Here is a 25715-nt window from a genome sequence, read left to right on the forward strand (position 1 = left end):
CTACTTACCCCACCGCAATGCGACCGGGTCGAGCGGGCGCAGCAGTTCCATCAACGCTGCAAGGGGCTCGGGTGGCAAGGGCACGATAGGATGACGGCAGAAGGCGGATTTGATCACCCCGCCCTCAAGCATCGTCTCCTTCGCGGCGCGGAAACCGCACTGGCGGTTCTCGTGATTGATGACGGGCAGAACCCGCGCGTAGGCCTCCCGCGCCTTGTCGCGGTCGCCGGCCAGATGATGTGTCACAACCGGCTTGATCTGGTCGGGGATCGTCGCCGAGGTCATGGTGCCTGTTGCTCCGGCATCCAGATCGGCCAGCAGGGTGATGCCTTCCTCGCCGTCGAAGGGCCCGTCGATATGATCGCCGGCCGTGGCCAGCAGAGCACGCAGTTTGGCCGCGGTACCCACGCTTTCGATCTTCAGCAGCTTCAACATCTCGATCTCGCGCGCCATTCTGGCCAGGAGCGGAACGTCGAGCTCGACGCCCGACAAAGGCGCATCCTGCAGCATGATCGGAATGCCGACTTCGCCCACCCTGGCAAACTGCTCGAAGATCTGGGTGGGCGCGCCCTTCAGCAATGCGCCATGGTAAGGGGCCATCATCATCACAATATCGGCCCCCATATCCTTGGCCTGCCGCGCGCGGGCAACGGCGATGTCGGTTGCAAAATGGCTGATGGTCACGATGACCGGTACGCGGCCCGCGACGTGTTCCAGGCTGAGCCGGGTCAGGGTCTCGCGCTCGGCATCCGACAAGAGGAACTGCTCGGAGTAATTGGCCAGGATACAGAGGCCGTCGACGCCCTGGTCGATCATACAGTCCATCACACGGCGATTGCCGTCGTCATCGAGCGTGCCGTCCGGATTGAAAGCTGTCGGCGCAACCGGCCAGATGCCGTTGTAGGGTTTCATTCCATGACCTCAAAATTCTCCAGGTGCTTGTCGCTGATCGAGATACCCAGACCCGGCGTATCGTCATCCAATTGCAGGTAACCGTCCCTGGCGACCGGTTCTCCATCGAAGATGTAGTAGAATAGTTCGTTGCCGACTTCCACATCGAAGACTGGGAAATACTCGCTGATCGGGCAATTCAGGTTGGCCATTGTCAGGTGATAATTGTGCATCTGTCCGGCGTGCGGGATCACGGGCACCTGATGCGCCTCGGCGACAGCGTTGATCTTTTGCGCTGCCGTAACACCGCCCACGCGGTTGGTATCGTATTGCAGGACGCTCACGGCCCCGGATTGCAAAAGCTGTGCACAGCCCAGAAGGCCGAATTCATGCTCGCCGCCGGAGATCGGGATCGGGCCTTTGTTGAGTTCGGCATACCCCCGGATGTCGTCGGCGATTACGGGTTCCTCCAACCAGCGCGGCTCGTACTTTTCCAGCTTCGGCAACATGCGGCGGGTGTAGTCGAGGTTCCAGCCCATATAGGCCTCGAGCATCAGGTCACGGTCATAGCCGATCACTTCGCGCAACGCTTCGACCCGCTTCAGGTTCTCGCGCATCCCCGACATGCCGTCCTTGGGACCGTACCCGAAGCGGGATTTGAACCCCTGATAGCCTTGCTTCAGTGCCGCTTCGGCTTCAGCCTGCATGGTCTCGACGGGACCGGCATAGAGTTTGGAATAGTAAACCGGGATCTTCTCCTTGGTGCGGCCACCGAGAAGCTTGAAGACCGGCTTACCGGTCAGCTTGCCCATGAGATCCCAGATCGCAATGTCGATTGCCGAAATCGCCGTCATGCCGATGCCGCGCCGTCCCCAGGCGTGGGTCCGGCGGTACATCTTCTCCCAGATATAGGCGTAGTCGAAGGGATCTTCACCGATCACCAGCGCGGCATACCAGTCGTCGATCGCCTTCTTGACCACTGTTGGTGCCAGGGCCGCGTTGCCGATTCCGATCGTGCCGTCCTCGGTCTCGACTTCGCAGGTCAGCCATTGGTGGAAGCGGAACGACGACATGGCGTCTCCCTTGTCCCACAAAGCATCCGAGGCATTGCTGCAGAAATTACCGCTCGGCGGCACTGTGGGGCCGGTCCAGTTCCAGACACGCGCTCTTACGGATTTAATTCGGGTCATATCCTATTCTCCGGAGGATTCAAGCGGTGCCCGGCGCTTGACCAGCCGACCCCATAGTGCGGGTCCGAACAGGGCCAGTGCCGTCAGCACCAAAAACAGCAGCGTCAGGGGTCGTGTGAACATCAGCCACCACTTTTCGTCGAGCATCACCATGGACTGGCCGAGACGCTGTTCCAGCATTCCGCCCAGGATCAGGCCGATGGCCAGGGGCACGACGGAAAAGCCATAGCGGCGCATGAAGTAACCGATCACACCGGAGCCCAGCGCGACCCAAACATCAAACATCGACTGGTCCAGCGCGTAGGCTCCGACGATGGAAAAGACGAAGACCGAGGGCCAGAGCACCTGAACCGGAATGAGCGTCACCCGCGCAAAAACCTTCGCGCCCCGCAGGCCGATGATGAGAAAAAGAATGTTGACCAGCATCATCGACCAGAAGATCGCATAGGCGAAATCGGCCTGTTCCGTGAACATTGCCGGGCCGGGCCTCAGACCATGCACCATCAGCCCCGCCAGAATAACAGCGGCGGTCGCACTGCCGGGAATGCCCAGGGCCAACGTGGGCACCATCGCGCCGCCGGTCGCCGCGTTGTTGGCGGCCTCCGATCCTGCCACACCCTCGATTGCGCCCTTGCCGAACTCTCCGGAGTTGCGCGACCAGCGCTTGGCTTCGTTGTAGCCGATCATCGACGCGACGGTGGCGCCCTCGGCCGGAAGAATACCGATGAAGGTGCCGATGCCCGAAGAGCGCAGAATGGTCCGCCAGGTTTTTTTGTAGTCCGCACGTCCAGGCAGTTCCACCGACTTCATGCGGATCGCTTCACGTTTGACATGCAACTGCTGGGATTGCACCAGGAGTTCCGAAATCCCGAATACGCCGATCATCACGGGAACAAACCCGATCCCCTCGTAGAGCTCGTAGGAGCCGAAGGTGAAACGCTCGACCGACGTCAGGTTGTCGACGCCGATCATGGCGATCAGGATGCCCAGGCCGCCGGCGATCAGGTTCTTCAACGCCGAACCGTCACCAATCGAGGCAAGCATGGAGAGTCCGAAGAGTGTCAGCGCGAAGTATTCCGGCGGCGAGAAATTGTAGGCCGCCCGCGCCAGAAGGGGCGCCGCCAGCATCAAACACAAAACGCTGAAAATACCGCCGAAGGTCGAGGATACGACAGCCATCCCAAGTGCGCGTCCCGCCTCGCCCCGCCGGGCCAGCGGATAGCCGTCAAGGCAGGTTGTCGCGCTCGCCGCCGTCCCGGGTGTGTTGATCAGGATCGCCGTGATGGCACCGGCAAAGGTCGCGGAGCAGTAGATGGCCGTCATGGTGGCGATGGCGGGAACGGGATCCATGGTCAGGGTAAAAGGCAACAGCAGGGCCGCGCCCGTTGTGGCGTTCAAACCCGGCAAGGCACCGATGACGACACCGCCGATCGTCGCAATCAAGAGCAATAAAAGCAGATAAGGGTCTGCGAGCGAAATCAGTCCGTTGATCAAGGGATCCATTGCGTTACCCGTACCAGAGGTTGGTCAGGAGCCCGCGGGGAAAGCGGATCTCAAAGACTTGATCAAAGATGAAGAATATCGCCACCGGGACGACGAGCCCCACCAGCCCCAGCATCGGCACCCGCCGCTCTCCCCAGTAGGCCGCCATTGCAACGGCGAAGATCGCCAGAGCGAGGAAGAGATCAATCGCCGTCGTCGCCGCGAATACGGCAAAGAGCAGGATCGTGCCCCAGGTGCTGCGGTGCATGCGCTCTTTGACGCGGATCGGATCTTTCCAGACCATGAAAAGCGTCAGCAGAACGAGAAGACCGAGCAAGAGCTGCGGAAAATCCGAGGGCTGAATACCGCGCTTCAGGATCGGCGGCATCGTCTTGAAGGTTGTGGTCAGCCAAAAGGCCACCATGCAAAAAGCGATGATCAGGCAAGGGATGAACCAGCGCTCAAAACGGTGCCAGTCACGCCCCGGTAAATCATGCTGGGATAAATCACGCTGGGGTAAGTCCCCTTGGGTCAAACCCTGTTGAGCCGAATCCTCATGAGAACGCTGCGGCATTTCTGTTTTGTCCATCTTGAAGGAAAAAAAGGTACGGCAGGAAGGGCCCGCCGTACCTGAGTGGACAGGGCGTTACTCGATGAAGCCCAGCTCTTTCAGAGCCGCATTCATATCGTTCACCGTGGTTTCGATCTGCGGTCCCCAAACATCCGAGCCGGCAACGGATGTTGCATCAAGACCGACCGAGGTCAGGAACCCCTGATAAACCGTGTGGTTCATCGCCTTCAAAAGAGCCGCCTCAATTTTTTGAGCCACATCATCCGGCGTATCTTTATGAACCGCGAAACCGCGGACCGTTGAGAAACTGACCGGGATACCCAGCTCCTTGGCTGTCGGTACGTCCTCAATCTTGGCCATCCGCTCGTCCGCCAATACAACGGTCGGGCAGATCTCGCCCGCTTCGATCTGCGCGCTCGCTTCGGCAAGATTCAACACGGCCGCATCGACCGCGCCCGCAACAAGTTGCGTGGCCAGTTCCGCGCCGCCGTCGAACGGCAGCATCTTGGGCGTCATCATTCCGCCCTTCTTGGCGAACATGAAGGCCGAGACGTCATCGATGTTTCCCAGATGGGTAACCCCATAGGTGATCGGCGAGGCTTTCTGCTTGGCCACAAAATCCTCGGCATTGCTGTAGACGCCGCACTTGGTCATGAGGATTTGCGGATCGTCCGTCCCGCGCGCAATCGGACGCAGTTCGTCGATGGTCATGCCGCCCTGCCCCTTGGCAACCACGGCTGCGTGGCCGACGGTGAAGGTCAGGATTGTGTAACCATCCGCCGGCAGGGTTTTATAGTACTCCAGCGCTGCCGCGCCGCCGCCGCCGCGCTTGTTCACAACCACCATGTCCTGCCCGAGTTCACGGCGGGCGCGCATCATCATCATGCGCGTTGTGACATCGGTTCCTCCGCCGTTGCCGGCATGCGTAACCACTTCGATCGTCTTGGACGGAAAGTCTTCAGCCTCGGCGAGCTTGTCCGTCGCCGGAAGCAATACGGCCACGGCAGCCATCGCAAAAGCTGTCCGGAACGCAAAAGTGTTTTTCATCTTGTCCTCCCTTTTTTGGCCTTATGGCGACTCTGCCTTGACCTGAATGACATTTGGCATACCAAATATCAAACTTGTCAAGAATGAATTGGAATCACCGCAGGCTTCTGCGGATCCAGAGGCCGGTCCGATGACTCGGGCAAGCTTTGACAGGGGTCTGGGTGGAGTGCCGTGGAAGCCCGGGGCGCGCTGCTCAGTCTTACAGTCTACCGCTCCGGGCCCAGGGCCATATAGCGATCACACACTGGCCATGTGATTGCCGGGCACTCTCGCCCGGTTGAGCCCGCGTTTCTTTGAGGGTGAGAGACTGAAAACGCGATCGACATTGTCCCTCTCCGGCCTGAAACCCGGCAAATACGATCAAGACCGTCAAGGAACAGCAGTTCCCAACCTAGTCGTCCCAGAAACAGGGCGTGGCCTCGTAGTCTTCCCAGAGTGATGCAAGCGACGCGACGCTGTGGGCGGAGAGCGCCCCATACCACCCGCGTAAAAGGGCCGCGGCAACCCGCAGATTTACGTTCCTGGGCGCCGCTGTCGTCAATTGCTCCAGAAGATCTTCACAAACGGCAGCGTCGTTCACGGCACCGAGCGCTTCCTGCAGCGCGGCCAGGGCCTTGCTGCGCCGCTTGGCCTTTTTCACAGCGAAAAGCCCTCGAAAGAACTCCGCCGCATAGCGCATTTTCTTCACGCGCAGGCGCAGCCGGTGAACGTCTTCGATCTCCAGTTCCTGAACCCGAGACGCCAGCTTCCTGACCCGGCGTTCGTGCCGCGCCAGGACGGACGCCGCCAGATCATGGACCGGCTTAGCGAGGGCCTTGCGGACCGCTTTGTCTTCGTCGGCAAAAAAGCTGTCTGCCTCCAGTCCCTTGAACAAACGCAGCAGCAACAGAGCGTAGCGTTCACTGCGCACAAAGGCACGGGCGTCTCCCGATTTCGAGGCCCGCATCGCAGCGGCCGCACGCGCAAGATGGGGCAGGCTTTTTTCATCCGGCATGTCTTTCTCGACAGCGGCCAGTGTTTCCTCGACGAAAACATCCCAGTCGCGGGCGGGTCCCAGCTCTTTTTGCGCCCAGGCCAATTCCGCGACAACCGTTTCCCGGGTCCCCGGCGCCAGATATGCGCTGTAGATGCCGAAGAGAGAACGCAGCCTGCGGATACCGACACGCAGTTGGTGAACACCTTCCGGATCGTTTGTTTCGAGAACCGGTTGTTCGTTGTCCCGCATCTGCGCAATGCAGTTCCACGCAATCTGCGAAAAGACCCGGCGGCTTATGGCCTTGCCGTCCAAAATCACCGGCGTAGCTCGCGCAGGCGCAGGCGTGTCACCGGTAAAGAGACTGTAGCCGCGCTTTGACTTGCTGCGCCGCTCCAATGAAAACGGCAGCTTTCCATGGATCTCAAGCGCCAGATCGAGGATATCGATTGGATGACCGGACCGGAGTTCGAATTCAGCTTCACTCAAACGCATGGTCTGATCAGCGGTCGAGATACTGCCCTCATCCAAGGCCATCTCGATTTCACTCTCCCCGTACGCCAAAATCGTGATCCGGCGCTTGATTTCTGTCGTGAAGACAGGGGTCAGGCGGTCATGCACCTGTTTCTTGGTGAAGAGCTTTTGCAGGGGCTTACTGTCGATCAGCGAGAGGTCGGGCTCGTCCTGAGAGATCTCCTGCTCATATTCGATCAGGTGCTGAAAGCCCGTCGCTTTGTTGCCAGGAACCTTGAGCGTCTGTATGCGTTTCCGGCCTATCTTGCGCACACGCAACGCAATGCCCAGCGCCTTCAGCTCCAACTCAGGGGTATCGAAGTAGGTGCCGACAAGATGCTTGTTGCTCGCTCGGCCTTTCGTGAAGGGTCTGAAGAGTGAAGCACGGCGCCAGCGCGCCAGTGCGTCTTCGGGAATCGCCAGTTTCAGTTCGATTTCATGTTGCATGCGCCAAAGACAAACAGCGGGCTCTTTGCCAGAACCTCGCCGTTCCGCCACCCTTGTCAATTTGATCCGTCACGAATTCAATATGTAGAGTGGCGATGATGAAGATTCACCTTTTAATATGCAACTTAATTTCAATAACATGTCATTAATCTGTAATATAATTGTAATATTCGATGCGTCTAAACACTATATTTCGATGTGAATACTAACTAAGTGTAAATTTGACTCGATGTCAATGCGCGCCCTGGTTGCTTTTTCTAAAAACCCGGCCTACTTCTCGGTATGTGATCCTGTCAGACAAACGCTCCATCCGCATTAGCAAAGACACCAATTCTTGGTTCGTAACCAGCAGGTATTTTTCTGGGGCATGTCCTTACCGCGGTAGAAGCGTGTGACTTGCTCCCAGCCGCCGCGATCCAGCGCCGCCGACAGAGCAACTTCAGCCTCCTGATCTCTAGCGCCTTCGCAAGGAAAGATAGCAACGGGAGATATCCAGCATGCATCAAATTCATCACCCCTGCGTCGCAGCCGAAAAACCGCGCCGCGCCGTTCGATCGGCTTTCCATCTTCGGGTTTTGTAACGCCGCCACCAAGAAACCCCTGGCGCGTGGTCAGCGGCAGGATCAAGCGTCCGCCATCTCGAAGCCGGTCGATCCAACGCGGCACGGGGTGCGTCACCCCGGCGTTCACGTAGATCACATCGGCGGGCTCAAACTCGAGCTCGGCGCCGTCTCCCTGCAACAGCGTGACCTGCTCAAATGCGTGCAGGTTTTCGCGCGCACGCGCCGCCAGTTGCGGGTCGAATTCAATCGCCGTGACCTTTCCCGATGGCCCAACCATCCCGGCCAGGATGGCCGAATAGTAGCCGACACCGGCCCCGATATGGACGGCATGTTCTCCTGGCTGCGGACCGGCCCTGTCAATCAACAACGCGTGCAATGCAGGCTGGCCGTTATTGAGGTTGCGCAAGGGATCAATTCCGACCAGATCATTGCTGTAGAGATAGACGGGATCATCATTGGGCGAGAGAACGTAGCCCCTGCCCCATCGCAGGATCGGCCAGGGTCCGGGTCCGAGGAAAGCCTCCCGCGCGACTGTCGCAAAGGCATCCTCCAGCATCTGATTTCGCACGTCCGCAGCCGCGAGAACCTGTTTTGCGTAGGCACGCCGAACGATATCAATTTCTGCCAAAGCCCATCTCCCCATGCCTCCTTATAGAGAAATACTAGTTGACTCGAACCATTCCGGGTAAATCAATTATGAGCCTTGATCAGCGCGCCTGCCCTCTACAAACAGCACAAAACCCTGATAGGGAATGCTTGCCATCTCAACGAGACCGATCAGGCTCAAGCAGCAGGACCTGCAGGTCCGCCACATTGGTTCCGGTTGCCCCCGGCTTCAGCAAATCACCGGCAGACGCGAGCGCCTGATAAGAATCGTTGTTGCCTAGGAGCGCCGCGGCATTGCCACCCGCGGCCGCGATACGCGCCATGCTGCCCGGGTCGACGAGCCCGCCCGCGGCATCTGTCGGGCCATCCCGGCCATCCGTTCCCCCGCTTAGAAACGCCCAACGGCCCATCAATCCCCGGTCTGCGGCCCGCATGGCAAAAGCCAGCGCCATCTCCTGATTGCGTCCGCCGCGACCGTCACCCTGCAGCGTCACTGTCGTCTCGCCACCCGCCAGTAAGGCCAGAGGCCGCCCTGCGCCGCGTTCAACGGTCAGGGCATGGTCAAGTATCAGTTCCGCCGCAGCCTGGGCCTCGCCGCAGAGAGCCTCGCTGACAATATGGGTTTCAAATCCGAGTTTTTGCGCCAGCGTTTCGGTTGCGGCAAGGCTCAACCCATTGCTTCCGATCAGGGTCGCGCCGGTTTTCTGAAAAATCGCATCGCCGGGCTTGGGCGTCTCTTCAATTCGCCCCGCCCGCCCCTCGTTGAGGCGGTGCCTCACGCTCTCCGGAACACGATCCCACGCGCAGCCGTTTTTCAGAATTTCGATGGCCTCGGCAAAGCTGGTTGTATCCGCCACGGTCGGGCCGCTGGCGATCGCACTTAGATCATCGCCGATCACATCCGAGAGAATCAGGGCATGAAGCGCAGCCGGTGCCGCGCAACGCGCAAGGCCCCCGCCCTTCAAGGATGACAGGTGTTTGCGCACGCAGTTCATCTGCACGATGTCCGCGCCGCTCGCCAGCAGAAGGTCGGTGGTTTCGATCTTTTCCGCGAAGGTAATCGGCGGCGCAGGTGCCGGAACCAGTGCGGACCCGCCGCCACTGACCAGCACCAGGACCAGCTCATCCTCTCCGGCCTGGCCGGCGATTTCCATGACCCGGCGCCCGCCGTACAAACCGCTCTCATCGGGCAAGGGGTGGCCGGCGCCGATCAACTCAAATCCGGAGACCTTTGTCGCTGAAGCTGCATTCTCGTGGTTCGTGACGATAATTCCATCGCCCTGGAAGAGACGACCGGGCAGAAGCTCACCTGCGGCTCGGGCCATTGCGATTGCCGCCTTGCCGATCGCAATGGGTCGCACGGCCCTCCATTCGCCGCTGCGTATTTCCGAGTCCGCTGTACCCGGAGACAGGAGAATCTCGAGCCGGTCATTCTTGATCCTTAAGGCCCGGCGCACCGCCTCAGCCGGATCGGCGGCCTTGACACCCGCCATGTAGATTTCCTGCGCAAGTGCACGCAGTTCGGCGGGGCGCCCGCCATCACCGGCCTGGTTCATCGATCTTTTCCGTCATTTGTATCGTGGGGTATGCGCGCAAGAATTAGCACATCCGCATTGGAGCGTAAAACCAGGTCGGCGCGGCTCTGCAACGGCTCGAAACTGAAATGGAGATATGCTATTCTCCGCGCGTCGGGGGAAGTTCAGAGCGCTGGTCTTCTTAGGGTGTTTGCGATGAGCCTTATCTTCCGCCTTTTCTGGGTCGTGCTGCTATCCTTCTTTCGGAAAAAAATGGGCCTGCTGGAGTGGTCGCGGTTGAAGCTGCGCGTGCTTCCGACAGATCTCGACATCAATTTTCACATGAACAACGGGCGCTATCTGACGCTGATAGATCTCTGCCGCATGGATATGTTCCTGCGAACCGGCCTCCTGCGGCTCATGTTGAAATATCGCTGGGCTCCGGCCATCAGCTCACTGACCATGGAGTTCAGAAAGCCCCTCAAGCTGTTTCAAAGATATACCCTGCGCTCCCGCATCGTTCGATGGGACCGGCGGCTGGTCTTCAGCGAGCATGAATTTGTGGTTGGCACACGCGTCATCGCGCGCGGCACGTCAAATACCTGTCTGGTCGGGCGCAACGGCATCGTGGTGCCGCCGGCGCAGATCGTGAAGCTGCTGGGCTGGCGGGCGGAAGCGCCCGGACAATCCACCAAATAGGGCGCCCACTCAAATTCAGAAATCAAATCAAAAAAACCGCTCCGGAATGAAGCGGCTGCTCCTCATGCGAGCCATGAAGTCATGTCAAACGCAAACCGGCCGCTTCCATCGATCGACGGAAAGCGGCCGGTTCCCAAAAAGTCAGGGAATGACTTAGTTGGTTTTAGCCGCGCAAGGATTGCACGGGTTCTTTGCAGCACAAGGGTTGCAAGGATTGCAGGGGTTCTTGGCGGCGCAAGGGTTGCAGGCCTTCTTAGCTGCACAAGGATTGCAAGGGTTACAAGCCTTCTTCGCGGCGCAGGGCGAACAGCCGGCGTAAGCGGAGCTTGGCAGTGCAGTTACGCCTGCAGCCATGCTGCCCAGACCAACGGCCAGTCCGAGCATGACAGGGATAATGGTCGTGGAGGACAGAAGCCGTCCCTTGTGTGAAGTTTTGTTGTTCATCTCTACACTCCTTGTTGTTGCGAACCCTTGACTTAAAGGATCCGGGGTCAGCGGACTGCCTTCCCTTATTACACTGTGCAAATGGCTATTCTTGCGTTTCTTTCAGCCCTTCTGCACAGCGTCGTGAAACTATGTGATCAAGCCGGTGCGAATTTACCTCAAAGCGATGATTTCGTGGGTAAATCTGCGATCAAATAACAGTGATATACCCTTCAGGTAGGCGCAATTGAGGTAGTCTCACGGCTCACTCAAGAAAGTTACCGGAGATTAAGCATGCGTTGGATCATTCCAATGACCCTTGCCTCACTGCTCTGTTTCATCGCGCCTTCAGACAGCTTGCTTGCCGAGCCCTACTCTCCTCACAGCGGCGTAAAACTTATCGAAACCACGATTCCCTTCGATAACTTCACCGAACGGCTGACCGGCGCGATCTCCAAGAATAAGATGGGTCTTGTGGCTCAGGCTTGTGCCAATTGTGGGGCGAAGTCGATTGGCGTGACGATTCCGGGCAACCGGGTCTTCATGATCTTCCGCCCGGACTTTGCGGTCCGTATGCTTGCCGCGAGCGAAGCCGCCGGCGTTGAAGCCCCGCTCAGGCTCTATGTCACGGAGCAATCCGACGGCACGGCCCGCTTGAGCTATCGCCTGCCCAGCCACGTTTTTGGCGCTTATGAGGTCGCGGATCTTGATAGACTGGGGGCCGAACTGGACGTCATTCTGGCGCAGATCGCCCAAGACGCTCTGCAATAGCACGCCGCCACTACAGGATTTGCCACATCAATGAGCGCTATCGCACAGCCTTCCGCGGAGTTACCGCGCGTTCCTAACCCGGTCCAGATCACCGCGCTCCTGCTGGCGATGACCGCCATCGTTCTGCTTGCGGCCTCGGTCCTCATGATCAGCTTAAAGCAGCTCCTGCTCTTTGGGATCGGCGTTGGGTTGGGCATATCGCTCTACCACGCCGCCTTCGGGTTTACCGGCGCATACCGCCGCGCGATGCTCGAGGGCGATATCTCAGGTGTCACCGCTCAACTGATTATGCTGGCCGTCGCCGTTCTACTGTTCGCGCCCATCCTGGCGCAGGGGGAAGCTTTCGGGCGGGGCGTCGGAGGCGCCGTCGCGCCGGTCAGCCTTTCCATGGCCCTCGGCGCGTTCCTCTTCGGGATCGGCATGCAGCTCGGCGGATCCTGTGCATCGGGCACTCTCTTTGCCGCCGGCGGCGGCAGCCTCCGCACTCTCCTGGTCCTGGTCTTCTTTTGCATCGGCGCTTTCTGGGGCAGCCTTGATCTTGCCTGGTGGTCGCAGCTGCCGGGCGTCGGATCGGTTTCCCTGAGCGAGCACCTTGGTTGGGAAATCGCCCTGCCGCTTCAACTCGGCGCGCTCGCGCTGATTTACGCGGTCATGCGTTTCTTCGGCGGAACTCAAAAACGGCCGCTCTGGGATATCGGCCATTTCAGGTGGCAGACGCTTCTACGTGGTCCCTGGCCCCTGCTCCTATCCGCACTTCTGCTGGCGCTCTTCAATTGGCTGACTCTATTGGTCGCCGGGCACCCCTGGTCCATCACCTGGGCCTTTTCACTCTGGGCGGCCAAGGCAGCCGTCTTCGCCGGCTGGGATCCTGCAACGAGTGGTTTCTGGTCGGGTGGTTTTCAGCAAGCGGCCCTGGAGCGCAGCGTCTTGCAGGATGTCACGTCCGTGATGAATTTCGGAATCATCCTGGGCGCCTTCCTGGCCGCGGCCCTTGCAGGCCGGCTCGTCAAACCGGCGGGAATTGCGTTCCGCTCACTCACTGCCGCCGTCCTGGGCGGCCTGATCATGGGTTATGGCGCGCGTCTCTCGTACGGCTGCAACATCGGCGCTTTTTTCAGCGGCGTTGCCTCGACGAGCCTGCACGGCTGGGTCTGGATCGCCTGCGCTCTGCCGGGCAACTACATCGGCGTCCGGCTCAGGCCCTTTTTCAGGCTGTAACAGGCCTCGTTCGTCAGCCCCAGGAACTGTTGAGAAAGAGGTTCTCCTTGGGGGCCTCGGATAGGGCCTTGTGAACGGCCTTGATCTGCTCGTCGACAGAGATCTTGACGCTCGATGTCACTTCCAGATTCCGGTCCTCGTACACGTCTTCGTTCGGATGACTGGCCTGCCACTTCTCGATTTCGGCATCGCGCTGGCGCAGCAACTCCTCGATCTGCGGACGGAACAGGCGAACGACGCCACTGATCCACTTGTTGGCCGCGAGGCAGGGGAAGGTGTGGTCGATCTCGAAGGCATCAATCATCTGGATGACGCTCTCCGCCGAATAGAAGGTCTCGCCCGTGACCCAGCGATTGGTCGTGAAAAGGGCAATCGGGAAACCCTGACGATCCATGGAAATCGCGATGATGTGGGCCAGGGCGTCTTCACCTAGAGGTCGCGTGCCCTCACCTTCATAGGGGGCGGGCCAGATTCCGGAGGGAATGCCGCCGGACCGCAGGAAAGTGTGGAAGTGTCCGTTTTCCCCGTCGGTTCCGCGATGAGAATGATAGTAGTACTGACTGAAAGTCTCGGCGTCGTACACGTCGCCGTTCGGATAGTGGTCCCACTCGTAAAACGTACCCTGGTTGGCCAGAACCTGACCGACCACATTGGCCGAGGTCTTGTTCAAGACCCGGTAGGCCTCGACAATCTCGCTGCCGGCCTTGGACATCGCCTGGAGTTCAGCCTTGCTGAGACCCGCCATCAAATTGCTTACAATCATCTTATCCCTCAATACCTCAGGGTTCGCCGTGCTTTGTTCCAAGCACCGGGCTTACCAGTCTTAATGCAGACGGAAGGGAGAGTCACTGACCGGCCTCTCCTTCTTGTGCCCGCCAAATCCAAGGCAGCGTAAACTGCCCATGCCACAACGCACGCCGCGCCTCCTGCGCACCTGCCATCGCCGTCTTATAACGCTGCGGCGCACCGTCGATCGCAACAGCCCAGCCAGTGTGGGTCATACCTTCAGCGAGATCGTACCCCGCCGCCCGACAGACACCAAGCGCGTTGCCGCCCCTGTCACCAGCCGCAAGTTCGCAGACCACTGAGACACCGGCAGTCAGATCCATCAGCGCCGATTTGGCAATCAGACCGCAGTTGATCTCCTTCTTGGGCCACTTGCAGGTCTGTCCCAGCTCGGGTGCGTCGACACCTAGCAGATCGATCTTCCGGCCTGCGACTTCAAGCGAATCACCATCAATGATACGTGAAGCGCCGGTGATCGTCTCCGCCGATGCCGGGGCGCCGACGAGCGTAAACGCGGCAAGACCCAAGGATAGGGCAAGTTGTCTCATCTGCATCAGCCCGGAAGAGCGGAAGTTAAAGACCCGGCCCGCAAGCCGACTTCCAATGATTCCGCAATCTTTAATAGTACTCCCGTACACGGGGTTTCCAATCAAAACGAAAGCCTGGTCAAGCCCCGAAAAAATTCGGGATGTGCCGCCACCGAAGCAGCAACACATCCCGATCACGTCCTCAAAAGCGCTTTTCTCAACGCTTGAGCCAGCCTACTTCATCGATGTTCTGAGTTCTTCCGGCAGGAAGAACTGGAAGTCCTGATCATCGCCGACGGCGATATGGCAGTCCTTACAGAAGGCGACCGCACCCGAGCTTTGGCCTCCGGTTACGCCGATCACGCGTCCGTTCGGCATCATGAGGGTATAGCGCCAATCGCCGCCATCCGCGTCGAAACCGGCCGCCATCTTCTCCATCAGGAACAGTGGCCCTGGTGCTACTCTGCCAGCGCCGGAGACGGTAAAGCTGTCTTTGGCCAGGATCGACCCGACGGGCATGGTGCCGCCGTCCTCGAACTTGCTGTACTCCGACTTGGCCACGTCGTTGGAATAGTTGTTGACCAGGCGGCCGCCATGGGTGTCCGAGGTATAGGAAATCTTCGAGAAACGGGGCCAGTCCTTGTAGGCCACCGCGCTGGGATTGCCCGACTTGGCGTAGCCGGCAACCATCTCGTCAATAATGCAGTCATAAACCCGCATCATTTCGGAGTCCGTCAACTCCGCCGAGCCCCCGGCTGCCGCACAGGGATTGCACGGATTGCAAGGGTTACAGGGATTGCAGGGGTTTGCTGCTGCGCAAGGATTGGCCGCTGCACAAGGGTTGCAGGGATTCGCCGCTGCGCAGGGATTGCAGGGGTTCTTGGCTGCACAGGGGTTGCAGGGATTGCAGGGATTTTTCGCCGCGCAAGGGTTCTTGGCAGCGCAGGGATTACACGGATTACAGGCCTTCGCCGCGCAAGGATTGCACGGGTTGCATGCTTTCTTTGCGGCGCAGGGGTTTGCCGCACAGGGATTCGCCGATGCCAGACGCGGAACGATGCAGCGCGCGGACACGCCGCCGGCTGCAGCACCTGCACAAGGGTTGCAGGGGTTGCAAGCGTTTGCCGCAGCACAGGGATTGCACGGATTACAGGGGTTCTTCGCCGCACAGGGATTGCAAGGGTTGCAGGGATTCTTCGCCGCGCAAGGATTGGCCGCTGCGCAAGGGTTGCAAGGGTTTGCCGCGGCGCATGAAGCAACAGCGTGACCGGGCAACGCCGTGATGCTGACAGCAACTGCGCCGACGCCGACCGCCAGCCCCAGGACAAGCGGGATCGCCGTCGTGGTGGTCAGCAGATTGTCTTTTAGTCCGGTGATAATTTTCTCTCGAGATAGTCTGTCGCCCATCTCCACCTCCCTAATTTGTTTTTTTGCTCGTTCCCCCCGGGGGAAAAGGACCGGGCCGAAACCCGGTCCTCCCGCGAGATCCTCGAGGGATGAGGACTTTGCTTTAGACCCAACTCCCCGAGTGCTGGAAAGGAGCTGGGCCGCTATTCATCGGTTTCAGTCTCTCGATCAAACCCGGCAAACAGCATATTCAACAATAGGGACTTTTATTCACAATGATGCAGGGTTACACAGACTTGTGAACGCACGTGATAAACTGTGCTTTCGTCTCACCAATAGATAATTCGCGCAATTCTTGACTGACTTTTTGTTAGGGTTTTATGAGTACATCAGATCTTTCTCCATTTGAGGCCTCAGCCGCACTCATCGTCCTGGCCGCGGCACTCGGATATTTAAACTATAAATTTATCAAGCTTCCCCAAACCATTGGTTTGACTGTCATCGGAGCCGTCGCTTCTCTGGCCCTCCTGGGCGCTGACAGGCTCTTCCCCCAAATTGCCATGGGCGCGGCACTGCACGATTTCGTCAAGGATCTGGATTTTCACTCGACCCTGATGAACGGCATGTTGTCCTTCCTGTTGTTCGCCGGCGCCCTGCACGTCGATCTCAGCAGCCTGTCCAAACGCAAATGGACCGTCCTGGCCATGGCGACGATCGGGATCGCCCTCTCCACGGCGATTGTGGGTTTTGGCTTCAAATTTCTGGCCCTCGCGGTCGGCTTCGACGTTCCGCTGGCCTGGTGCCTGGTATTCGGGGCCTTGATCAGCCCGACCGATCCGGTCGCGGTCATGGGTATTCTCAAATCCGCGCGCGTCCCGGCCACGCTGGAAGCAAAAGTCGCAGGCGAGAGCCTCTTCAATGACGGTGTCGGCGTCGTGATCTTTTCCATCCTTCTGGCCTCGGCGATGAGCGGCCAGCCGCTCTCCCTGATCGATGCCGGCCAGCTCTTTGTTCAGGAGGCTATCGGCGGTGCTCTCCTGGGCCTTGTGATCGGCGGTTTGGCGTTCCTGGCCATGCGCTCCATCGATGAGCACAACATCGAGGTTCTGATCACCCTCGCCCTGGTGATGGGTGGCTACGCACTGGCGCAAAGACTGCACGTTGCGGGGCCGGTGGTCATGGCGGTCGCCGGTCTGCTGATCGGAAACCACGGCTCACGGCTCGCCATGAGCCAGCGGACGCGCGAACACCTGAATAACTTCTGGTCGCTGCTCGACGAAATCCTGAACTCGGTGCTCTTTCTGCTGATCGGCCTGGAAATTGTGGCGATTGCTCAGGATGCAGGACATCTGCTGCTGGGTGTCTTGAGCATCTTTCTGGTTCTCGCGGCCCGTTGCGCCGGGGTCGGCGTGCCGATGCTCTTCATGTCCAAAATCGCTGACTTCACCAAGGGCGCCTATCCGATTTTGGTCTGGGGCGGCCTGCGCGGCGGCATCTCCATCGCCCTGGCCCTCTCATTACCCGACAGTCCGATCCGTGAGACGATCCTGACGGCCACCTACGTCATCGTGGTCTTTTCCGTCGTGGTTCAGGGCGCAACAGTCGGCAAGGTGGCAAAGCATTTCGTTCCAAAAGATCAACAGCAGGACGAAAAAGCACACCACTGAGAAGCTTTACCCGGCCTGCAGAGGCGGAATTGCGCCGATTGCGTGTTTTCTCGCCGGCTGATCGCGACTCTGCTGCTTGTTTTAGGCAGAGTCGTGGTACACTAACGATTGAATAAAGTTAACGCAGAGAGAACGAACCCGTGACGGATCAAAAGGTTAACCGGACCGCAGAGAACCGCGAAGGCACCTTTAAGCGTCGTTTCACCCCATCGACGGCCTTCTTCCGGCAGACCCGCGCTGCCGCAGTTCTGACGCTTGGCGCCTTGGTGATCGGCGCAGCCCTGATCGCCAAAACACCCAGCCTGAGCGCGCAAAACATCAATTGGACCGATCCGCAAAGTCCGCTCCTGAAAGCCGTGGTCACGCATCAACGCATCGCCAATGAGCAGGAGGTCGGGAACATACTGGTCATGCGGGGCGGGCGGCCTTTCGCAGGCGTTACCCGCATGACGCTGGTCGCCGGCGACTCGCTGATTACCGGCGATCAGACCGCGATCATCGGCTACGCCGACCAATCCTGGGAGGCGGTGGTCCACCCCAACACGCAGGTCGACTTCAAGGGTGGGGAGATTAAAGTCGCGTTCGGGCGGATGTTTGTGCAATTGACACCCTCCGAACAGAAACTTCTGCCGATTTCCGTCACCAGCAACTACGGCACGGTCACCGCCGGAAAAGCCAGTTTCGAAATCGACGTCAGCGAGGAACGTGCAGTCATCACCGTGATCGCGGGAACCATGGATCTCGCACGACCCAAGTCAGAAATCGTAAAGCTGCAAGCCCTGGACGAAGCGGTCCTCGTTTCGGACGCCCCCGTGGTTACCCGCCCCATCAGCACCGACCGCTTCGCCAAAATCGGAAGTCGCATCGCCACCCTGTCCAACCTGGGCGTGGTCTCTTCCGGTGTCGAGAGCCTCTCTCCTCAAGAGTCCGATCTTGCCGAGGGCACACCCGAGAGCGAGGGGCAGTCGGCGCGAAATAAGACCGCGCAGAGCCTTCTGAACGCGTTGGGCTACGACGCCGGACCTGCGGATGGTGTCGCCGGACCGCGCACACTGCGCGCGGTTGCGGCTTTCCGATTAGACCAAAAGCTGCCCGGCACTACGGAAATTGACGAAGCATTGATCACGGCCTTGCGGGCGGAGAGTCCCCCGCCACCGACCGCTCCCCAGGTCGTGCAGGCGGCGCCGGAGCCTCAAAGGGTTCAAGCCCCTCAGGCGCAGGCTCCCCAGACAGAGGCACCCCAGACAGAAACGACATCCAAAACCCCCGACGTCACCCGCCTCGACTTTGACAAGGCACGGCTCATGCTGATCCAGAGCGAGCAGTTGATCGGACGCGTTACCTACGAAGTCCATGAAGACGTCGCCCCGGGGACCGTCCTCCGGCAGCTTCCTGCACCGGGCCAGGCAACGCGACGCAACCTCTCAGTCGATTTGGTCGTGTCACGTGCGCCCAGCAAATCCACCCAAACCGGAGCGACAGCAACAGAGGCGGATGCAACAGGGACGCCTGTCCCCCAAGCCGTTCCTGCAACGGCCGTTGTTTCGCCGCCCCCGCCTCCTCCCGCGAAGACGGCTGCAATCGGATCCCAAACGGACAGTGAAATTGCCGCGGCTGAAGTCGAAGCCTATCTCGGCGCAAAGGGTTATCTCGGGACACAAGACGAAGTCATCAGTCTTTTCCGCCCTGAGCAAAAGCTCGATTCAGTGGGCCCGGTGGACGCGAATGTCCTCAGCCGCGACGAGCTCTCGGCCTGTCTCAGAATCGAAGACGATTATCTGGCGCAAAAGCTCCGTGCGGGAACCTCCAGTCAGAAACAGGATGCGACGGCCGACGAGATTGCGGCCCTGGACGTGCAACTGGATGAGACACTGCCGAAAACCGATCCAGACAAGCCCGAAACGCTCGAAGTCTACAACAGGCTTCTGGATAAGCGGCACCGGCTGTTCGCCGAGTACAAAGACAAGATCCTGCCCGAAGCCAGGCAAAACGACCGCGCGCTGAAAGCCCTGGAGCGCAGTTTTCAGGCCGACTGCGGCCAGCGCCCCTATCGCGCCGATGATCTGGAAGCGGCCCGGAAAAAAGCGTCTCTGATCCGTTAGGTCCACTCGAAAGCGGTTACTCTGAAGGGCAACGCGAAGCGCTTGAAAGACGCCCCGCGTTGCCATCAGGTTTCCAAAAGCAGCTTCTTCCGACAGGGCTCAGAGAGTCTTCAAATACTCCACAAGCTCCCAGCGTTCCGCCTCCGTCAGCTTTCCGGTCCCGTAGTCGTGTCCGGCGTTCGAATTGCCGATCAGGGAGGTGTCGAAAGAGAACCTCCCCGGCATTGGATCGGTCTCAAAGCCGACATTCACCGGATCGAATTCCCGGCTGCCAACCGAGAACCGATCCATGCGCTGATCTGACGGCAGCAGAAGCTGGTAGAGGTTGGGCACGGAACCATTGTGAAGGTATGGCGCGGTGGCCCAGATCCCGTTGAGCGGGCGCCCCTTATAGGCCAATAAGGGCGAATCCTGGAGCAACTCGACCGTCTCCACGGTCTGTTCGCCTTCGGGTGTCAGTCCCGCCAGCGCGCGCTGCAGGGACTTTTCAGAGACCTTGATGTTCTCGGTCCCCTCGACCCGCGGTCCCGCCACACGGTCGACGACGCGGCGGATGATAACTCCCTTGACGACATGGCTGAGCAAGGCGCCCGCCGCCTCTTCCTCTCCCAGACGGCTGCGCCCCACGATCACCCGGGTCCTGGCCCCTTTAAGACGGCCTGTCTTAGCCCGGCGCTGAATAAAGTTCGTCGCCATCCGCGGATCGGTCCCGATCTTCGAGACCTTTGCCATCTTTGCCGTGATCTGGCGCTCGGGATCTGTCCGTTCAGTGTCGCTGAGGACCACGTGGCAGCCCGCACAATACTTATTGTAGTGCGCCTCGCCGGCCGCGGCCTTCACCGGATCGATCGCCGGCAGCTCATCAGGCCACTTGGGCGAATACAGCTCTTTGACCCGGTCCTCCATATCGCGGAGGTTTCTCGTGTCGGCGGACGACGGATAGCCGAAGCGTGATTTCTTGACGTTCACGGTTCCAAAGACCCCGAGAACCTCGCCGACGTTGCGGCCGAGTGAGCCCAGAACACCATTCTTGGCAATACCGTTCCACTGCACGAAATCATGCTGCGGCGTATCCCAGAGGAAGGGATAGCTGACCGGTGCATCCGGCGCCCGGTAGTTCTCCGGCAAGCCGAGAGCCGTCCCGCTGACTTCATTGAGAATAATCCCGAAGGCATCGACCCGCGCGTTGCCGTAGGCGACGGGCGTGTGATTACGCGCCTGCCAGGATCTCAGTTCCGCCGTCAGATCGGCCAGGCGGTCACGCAGGTCATCGCGCGCCTCGTCGCCGTCCTGATCATCAAGGACCTTCGCGGCAAAGCGGTCGAACTTCGCGTCTTCGGAACCGGTCTGCTCAAGCGCCGCGATCAGACCGTCATGAAAGGCGGTGTGATCGGCCAGCGCCGGGGCGCCGTCGATGCGCATCTTGCTGCCCTGATAATCAATCTGGGCCGTATGACAGGCGGCACAGGTGAAGCCCATCCAGGCCTCGCCCTGAGGATCCTCATAGCGGGTCATACCCACCGGAAGACCGTCGGGATTGTAGTACGACGTCGCGACGTTGGTCAGGTAGCGGTAACGGTTGATATTTGCGTCGCTGCGAAAGGCCTCCTCGCTGTCGGTCTGCTCGACCGCGAGGAACCAGTCGTAAGGTATCAATTGCGACCCTTGGGTCGTGGTATAAAACCATTGACGGTCGGCATTCGACCAACCCTGATCAAGATAAACAAACCCATCATCTGGAATATTGTGAGCACAGCCCGCCACAGCACCCGCTGCGGCCAGGAGTGCAACGCGAAAGAAATTTCGCATTCCCCACCTCTAATCAATCGACCGGTCAAACCTCCTGCCTGATCCGCTCGCCCCAACCCGACTCACCGCTCCCTCGCAGTTCGTCTCTCTACTTACAATTCTAAGTCATAACACTTTGAAAGCATAGCCTATTCCACCCGCATGCCGATTAAAAACGCGGCGGAGACTCCAAGTTGTCTTGCTTTAGTCGCTGTATCGGGTCCAGGCGATGCCGTTCGGGAAGCGCAAAATGTCATCCCCTTCAAGCTCAATCGTGTAGCTCAACCAGGAATCGCCGTAAATATCGCCGGCGCGCGGGTCGTAGATCTCGCCTCCGTAGATTTCCGTAATGCAGCCCCGGTCATCCGCGACCGGCTCGAACTTGCTGAGAATATTGACCTCGGACACCAAACGGGCTCGCTTGCTCTCATCGGGATGATTTACGTCCAGACGCGGCTCGCCGGTCTTTTCATCCAGCGGCCTCGCCTCCCAAACAAAACGGCTGCAGACCGCATCGCCGCAATCATAAATTTCCTGACGGGATTGCTCTTCCGACTCGAAAGGATCGTCTTCCCAGGTGGACCAGACACCATAGACAGAGGCGCAGGCGAGCGCTTCCGCTCCCGCGGGCATGACGATTAGAAAGCTTGCGAAAAGGGAACGAAGGGTGAGGCTTTGCATCACCCGACGATAACGGATGGTCCTGCGCACTGAAAGCGTGATGGCATCACGATCGGATTATCGCCGTTCGTCCGGGCACGCGAACGTCAGGCATGTTCCTTCATGCATTTGCGCAGGGAGGCCGCCGTGGTTTCCGTCACGTAGTAGACCCCGTCGATGATCGTCGTCTGTTTCTCATCCCACTTGGTCGCGTCAAAGTCCCATCCGATCAACTGCGCCTTCTTTTCAGGGTCGTCGATCAGGCGGCGCAAACGGCGCGTCATAAGTCGTTGAAAGTCCGAAGCACCGCGCAGATCCGTATCGCCCGACATCTTCATGATATCGCGCATGCGGACCCGCCCGCTTTTCTTGGAAAAGAGTTCCAACTTGCGCCGGTGATCCGAAGACAGACCGTGCAGAAACTTCATCGCCTGCTCAGGCCGCAGATCGACAGGTTCACGCCACTTCAGGCGATTGGAGGACGGGCCCGGCTTCGATGAACTGGGCTTCGAGGCATCGGACTTCGGTGAATTGGGCTTCGATGGATTGGGCTTGGAAGCCCCGGATTGAAGCGAGGGCAGCTTTTTCCCGATCAGGAGCGAAAGCAGGTCTTGCTGGGTCTCCGGTTTCAGACGGCGGAAATCACGATCTTCGACGACAATCTGCATGACAACGCTCCTGGAAATTACCGGGTAAGTTGTCTGGATAATAGACCAAATGCTCTCCTCATGCGATGCCATCTTTGTGGTGAACGCGCCTCGCATTAAAGAGGCAGCCACCTTCCGCGCTCACCATAACTGCGGCCGGTGCACCATGAGCCAGAATATCACAATCACAGCTGTAAACGCCGGCCAACCCAGCCAAAACCAGGCCCGCGCGCAGCGAAAATAGACATCCGGCAAGCCATGACCTTGCAAGGACGCTTCTTGCGCAAGCTCCCGCATGCGCAGCTGGAGTTTCAAAACGATCAACCAGCAGGCCCCGGCCAGGGCGTAGAGCGCGAGTGCAGCCACCAGCCAGCTTTCCAGCCAATCGTAGCCGGCCAGTTCAATCAGCGCCACACCGCTCAAGGGTTGAACAATGACCGAGGGCGTGGTGAAGGCCCAATCGGCCCGAACGGTGTTTCGCGTCGCCACGGCGATGGCATCGACATTGCCCGACAGATGGGTGAGCCATAGATGCAGCGCTGTCCCCAAGCCGGTCCCGAAAAGAACCGTTGAACTGAGAATATGAACCCACTTGGCAGTCAGGTAGGGATCGATCATTTGCTCTTCGCCAAAACAGCCCAGATGGGGATGAGCGCCAACATCGGAAGGTTTTTAATCAGGGAGCCGAAGGGATCACCCCACAGTTCGGGAATCGCAATGCCGAGGACCAGGGTGTAGCCGAGAATAATGGTAACCTGCACCAGGGCGCAGAGACCTGGCGCACGGCGCAACGCAACCCAGGCCCCCACCAGAATATCCATCAAACAGGCCCCCAAGGCCGCTGCAAGCGCGGCCGCGCCGGTCAAGCCGATCCGCCCTGCGACCTGCTCGCCGACATCGGGCAAAACCCAAAGACCGATCACACCGGAGAGGATCCAGGTTGCCGAAAGCGCGAAGGTCGCGAGGACCGCAAAAAAGTAAAGCTGCGCGTGCCAGCGGTCCTGAACATCGGACGGATCGTTTTGAAGCGCCTCCGCCAGACTGCGGGGCCGGAAGCCGATCGCCTCCTCGAAGCCCTGATTGTCTCCGCAGTTACCCTCGAGGATTTGCTCAAGCGACGTTGTCCGCAAAGCACCGATGCCAAGGAGGTCGCCCATGCGGCAGACGGCCCGCACCAGCCACAAGGGAACCGGGATACAAAGGCCGCCGCGAATTCCCAACCACCTGCGGTACTGCAGCAGGATGTCCTTCAAGGACAGAGTCTCGGGCCCGGCGGGCTCCAAAACCTGTTTTCCCGCCGCGGGGTCTTCCAGCAGCTTTACGAGGCTCCGCCCCAGATCATCGAGATGGAGGGGCTGAAACGCCTGATCGCCGGAGCCCGGCAAAGGGATGGCCAGGGGAAGCGCGGAGAGGGCGCGGATCAAAGACGTGCCACCGTAACTGCCCTTCGCGTAAAGCAGCGACGGCTTCAAAATGACCCAATCCAAATCCAGCGCCATCAGATGGGCATCGCCCCGGCACTTTGTCTGAGCATACTCAGTCTCAACACCCTCACGGGCGCTGATCGCCGAAATCTGTATGACTTTTCGAAGCTTCAAATCCCGGCAGGCGTCGAAAAGCGCGGCAGGTCCCAGGTGATGAATGGCTTCCGGGTCGACACCCGGACTGCGCTGCAGGACACCCGCGCAGTTCACCACAACGTCGAAGCCGGCCAGCCGTGCGCGCCAGACGGCAGCGTGCTGATCGATCATGAAATCGCAATCCATGACATCGATTGATGGCCACTGCCGCCGGAACCCACCGGGATCACGTACAGCCGCCGTCACACTGTACCCGGCATCCAGAAGAGAAGACATGAGATGGCGCCCGACAAAACCGTTGGCACCGGTCAAAAGAACTTTCAAAGCTATCGGGTACCTTCCTCTTGCATATCTTCCCAGACTTAAAAGCTCTGCAGACCAGAAGCAACGAAAGTGTCAAACCGGCACGGCCGAGGGCTCGGAACGGAGCGTCAGGGTCCTTTATGCCAGTCTGCCAGTCGGAAGGCAGGGAGAATTGGACTGTCACAAAAGAGCCTCGGGACCGGATTATAAAAAATTTTTTCTTGGATTGTATTGGAATTAAATACCTATTCAGCCAAAATCAATAATATTGGTTACAGTTTTGTTTCCATCCATAAGAAAAGAAAGTTAGTTTGGGCCACGTCTTGAGTCTTTCCAGATCAGTGCAAATCTATAATTTGCTTTTGTTAATGAGTTTGATCTTGCTATTATGTGCGACGATGCAAACCGAAGCTTAGGAAACCACAGTGGGCGTGATCGCCGAGAAAATTCATGACATTGGCCGACTTAGGATAAAAATCCGCTCTTATCGTCCAATCGCGTTTTCAGTATTGCCAGCGATACTCCTGTGTCTGTTTGTGAAATTTCAGCCATGGGTATCCCCCTGGGTCATGATGGCTGACCCAATTGTATATCTCAAAGGCGAGGTTTACACCGGCGCCATCTCAAATCTTGGCGCCATTATGTGGATGTGCGCAGCATCTATTGCTTTATTTGCCGGAGTTGTTTTGGTTCGAATGCAAAATTCAACCGAATATGGCAAATTTTTGCTTCATCTCGGCATACTTACCGTCGCACTTAGTTTTGACGATTTTTTCTTAATTCATGATGTTATCGCCCCATATCTTGGGATCGACGAAAAAATTATTTATGCTCTCTACGCCTTATTTTCCGTCTTCATTTTCCTCCGTTTCCCCCGCGAGATTTTGACAACCGATAATTTTTTGCTTCTTCTGGGATTTTTCCTTTTTGGCGCAAGCATATTCCTTGACGTTCTGCCGTTCAGCGGTCCGACCGTCGGGTTCCTGGAAGACGCATGTAAGTTTGTGGGAATTGTTGCCTGGAGCACTTATCTGGTCAGAGCCTCCTGGATGACGCTGAGCCAAAACAAACCGATCCTGAAATACGGAAAAGAGTCTTGATCCGATCTAGGTTGGGAACTCCTATTCTTTGACGGTCTTGACGACAAAATTATGTTTCTGGCAAGGAGTTAGGAATGGAGCGATGCTGTAGCATCGTGCTTAGCCAGAATTGGACTGACGACACGACGCTGACCAGAACTTGGTTCCCAGAACGTGGTTCCCAGAACTCATAATCTTGCTGCCCCTTTGGGGTCGTGTTTTACCTGGTTTTAGGGGCGTCGAGCCCTCTCACCGGGCCTACGGGCCCGCTTTCGAGACCTCTCCTGCCTAAAACCAGGCAAAACACGATCAAGACCATCG

At 58.7% G+C, this 25715-nt stretch carries 24 protein-coding genes; 8 read left to right on the top strand and 16 right to left on the bottom strand.

The genetic code is table 11. The features are described 5' to 3' along the window. The 8 genes from FKG95_RS17275 to FKG95_RS17310 all read right to left on the bottom strand — a co-directional run bounded on the left by FKG95_RS17275 (position 1) and on the right by FKG95_RS17310 (position 9839). Complete coding sequence (locus tag FKG95_RS17275) at positions 1–912, bottom strand: dihydrodipicolinate synthase family protein (RefSeq protein ID WP_142897657.1); 912 nt, start codon at positions 910–912, stop codon at positions 1–3. Further along, positions 909–2081: an L-rhamnonate dehydratase gene (locus tag FKG95_RS17280; protein WP_142897658.1), complete on the bottom strand. Its 1173-nt coding sequence runs from the start codon at positions 2079–2081 to the stop codon at positions 909–911. The genes FKG95_RS17275 and FKG95_RS17280 overlap by 4 nt, the downstream gene beginning before the upstream one ends. 3 nt (positions 2082–2084) lie before the next feature. Next, positions 2085–3584, bottom strand: coding sequence for a tripartite tricarboxylate transporter permease (locus FKG95_RS17285; protein ID WP_142897659.1), 1500 nt, complete (start codon positions 3582–3584; stop codon positions 2085–2087). A 4-nt stretch (positions 3585–3588) separates the two neighbouring features. Beyond that, positions 3589–4137, bottom strand: coding sequence for a tripartite tricarboxylate transporter TctB family protein (locus FKG95_RS17290; protein ID WP_142897660.1), 549 nt, complete (start codon positions 4135–4137; stop codon positions 3589–3591). Between the two features lie 72 nt (positions 4138–4209). Further along, entirely contained in the window at positions 4210–5181 is a 972-nt protein-coding gene (locus tag FKG95_RS17295; protein WP_179954142.1) for a Bug family tripartite tricarboxylate transporter substrate binding protein, read from the bottom strand. A gap of 391 nt (positions 5182–5572) precedes the next feature. Next, the gene (locus FKG95_RS17300) at positions 5573–7114 is read right to left on the bottom strand and encodes a CYTH and CHAD domain-containing protein (protein ID WP_142897661.1); all 1542 of its coding nucleotides are present in this window, start codon (positions 7112–7114) and stop codon (positions 5573–5575) included. A 315-nt stretch (positions 7115–7429) separates the two neighbouring features. Continuing rightward, positions 7430–8305: a protein-L-isoaspartate O-methyltransferase family protein gene (locus FKG95_RS17305; protein WP_218940234.1), complete on the bottom strand. Its 876-nt coding sequence runs from the start codon at positions 8303–8305 to the stop codon at positions 7430–7432. A 136-nt stretch (positions 8306–8441) separates the two neighbouring features. Beyond that, complete coding sequence (locus FKG95_RS17310) at positions 8442–9839, bottom strand: glycerate kinase type-2 family protein (protein WP_142897663.1); 1398 nt, start codon at positions 9837–9839, stop codon at positions 8442–8444. Positions 9840–10013: 174 nt separating this feature from the next. Between FKG95_RS17310 and FKG95_RS17315 the strand changes: the two genes are divergently transcribed. The 4 genes from FKG95_RS17315 (at position 10014) to FKG95_RS17330 (ending at position 12908) form a co-directional block, all read left to right on the top strand. Continuing rightward, positions 10014–10496 carry an acyl-CoA thioesterase gene (locus FKG95_RS17315; protein WP_218940235.1) on the top strand — a complete coding sequence of 161 codons (483 nt, stop codon included), beginning with the start codon at positions 10014–10016 and terminating at the stop codon, positions 10494–10496. A 157-nt stretch (positions 10497–10653) separates the two neighbouring features. Beyond that, positions 10654–10815: a hypothetical protein gene (locus tag FKG95_RS29710; protein WP_179954143.1), complete on the top strand. Its 162-nt coding sequence runs from the start codon at positions 10654–10656 to the stop codon at positions 10813–10815. Between the two features lie 398 nt (positions 10816–11213). Continuing rightward, positions 11214–11690, top strand: a complete 477-nt coding sequence (locus tag FKG95_RS17325) for a DUF302 domain-containing protein (RefSeq protein WP_142897665.1) — start codon at positions 11214–11216, stop codon at positions 11688–11690. Between the two features lie 30 nt (positions 11691–11720). Then, positions 11721–12908: a YeeE/YedE family protein gene (locus tag FKG95_RS17330; protein ID WP_142897666.1), complete on the top strand. Its 1188-nt coding sequence runs from the start codon at positions 11721–11723 to the stop codon at positions 12906–12908. Between the two features lie 13 nt (positions 12909–12921). On the opposite strand, the gene FKG95_RS17335 is transcribed toward FKG95_RS17330, so the two are convergent. The 3 genes from FKG95_RS17335 to FKG95_RS29715 form a co-directional block, all read right to left on the bottom strand. Then, positions 12922–13671 carry a DUF6969 family protein gene (locus FKG95_RS17335; RefSeq protein WP_142897667.1) on the bottom strand — a complete coding sequence of 250 codons (750 nt, stop codon included), beginning with the start codon at positions 13669–13671 and terminating at the stop codon, positions 12922–12924. A gap of 82 nt (positions 13672–13753) precedes the next feature. Next, entirely contained in the window at positions 13754–14242 is a 489-nt protein-coding gene (locus FKG95_RS17340; RefSeq protein WP_179954144.1) for a thermonuclease family protein, read from the bottom strand. Positions 14243–14455: 213 nt separating this feature from the next. Continuing rightward, positions 14456–14959, bottom strand: a complete 504-nt coding sequence (locus tag FKG95_RS29715) for a cytochrome P460 family protein (protein ID WP_179954145.1) — start codon at positions 14957–14959, stop codon at positions 14456–14458. A gap of 40 nt (positions 14960–14999) precedes the next feature. On the opposite strand from FKG95_RS29715, the gene FKG95_RS29720 reads away from it, so the two are divergent. From FKG95_RS29720 to FKG95_RS17355, 3 genes are all read left to right on the top strand, one after another. Beyond that, positions 15000–15488, top strand: a complete 489-nt coding sequence (locus FKG95_RS29720) for a hypothetical protein (RefSeq protein WP_179954146.1) — start codon at positions 15000–15002, stop codon at positions 15486–15488. A 460-nt stretch (positions 15489–15948) separates the two neighbouring features. Beyond that, positions 15949–17235 carry a cation:proton antiporter gene (locus FKG95_RS17350; protein ID WP_142897669.1) on the top strand — a complete coding sequence of 429 codons (1287 nt, stop codon included), beginning with the start codon at positions 15949–15951 and terminating at the stop codon, positions 17233–17235. A gap of 140 nt (positions 17236–17375) precedes the next feature. Further along, entirely contained in the window at positions 17376–19337 is a 1962-nt protein-coding gene (locus FKG95_RS17355; protein WP_142897670.1) for a peptidoglycan-binding protein, read from the top strand. Positions 19338–19436: 99 nt separating this feature from the next. On the opposite strand, the gene FKG95_RS17360 is transcribed toward FKG95_RS17355, so the two are convergent. From FKG95_RS17360 to FKG95_RS17380, 5 genes are all read right to left on the bottom strand, one after another. Further along, positions 19437–21146 carry a di-heme-cytochrome C peroxidase gene (locus FKG95_RS17360; RefSeq protein ID WP_142897671.1) on the bottom strand — a complete coding sequence of 570 codons (1710 nt, stop codon included), beginning with the start codon at positions 21144–21146 and terminating at the stop codon, positions 19437–19439. Between the two features lie 183 nt (positions 21147–21329). Then, on the bottom strand, positions 21330–21758 hold the full coding sequence (locus tag FKG95_RS17365) for a DUF2147 domain-containing protein (RefSeq protein ID WP_179954147.1): 429 nt from the start codon (positions 21756–21758) through the stop codon (positions 21330–21332). A gap of 134 nt (positions 21759–21892) precedes the next feature. After that, the gene (locus FKG95_RS17370) at positions 21893–22453 is read right to left on the bottom strand and encodes a hypothetical protein (protein WP_142897673.1); all 561 of its coding nucleotides are present in this window, start codon (positions 22451–22453) and stop codon (positions 21893–21895) included. Between the two features lie 120 nt (positions 22454–22573). Continuing rightward, positions 22574–23050 carry a DUF2269 family protein gene (locus tag FKG95_RS17375; RefSeq protein WP_142897674.1) on the bottom strand — a complete coding sequence of 159 codons (477 nt, stop codon included), beginning with the start codon at positions 23048–23050 and terminating at the stop codon, positions 22574–22576. Beyond that, positions 23047–24336 (bottom strand): DoxX-like family protein, encoded by a 1290-nt coding sequence (locus tag FKG95_RS17380; protein WP_179954148.1) that lies wholly within the window; start codon positions 24334–24336, stop codon positions 23047–23049. Before FKG95_RS17380 ends, FKG95_RS17375 begins: the two co-directional genes overlap by 4 nt. A gap of 404 nt (positions 24337–24740) precedes the next feature. Here FKG95_RS17380 and FKG95_RS17385 point away from each other — a divergent pair, with 404 nt between their 5' ends. After that, a complete protein-coding gene (locus FKG95_RS17385; protein ID WP_142897676.1) occupies positions 24741–25415 on the top strand; it encodes a hypothetical protein in 675 nt (224 codons plus the stop codon). The last annotated feature ends 300 nt before the right edge of the window (positions 25416–25715 follow it).

The sequence above is a fragment of the Denitrobaculum tricleocarpae genome, from assembly GCF_007004665.1.
Taxonomy (GTDB): domain Bacteria; phylum Pseudomonadota; class Alphaproteobacteria; order Kiloniellales; family Kiloniellaceae; genus Denitrobaculum; species Denitrobaculum tricleocarpae.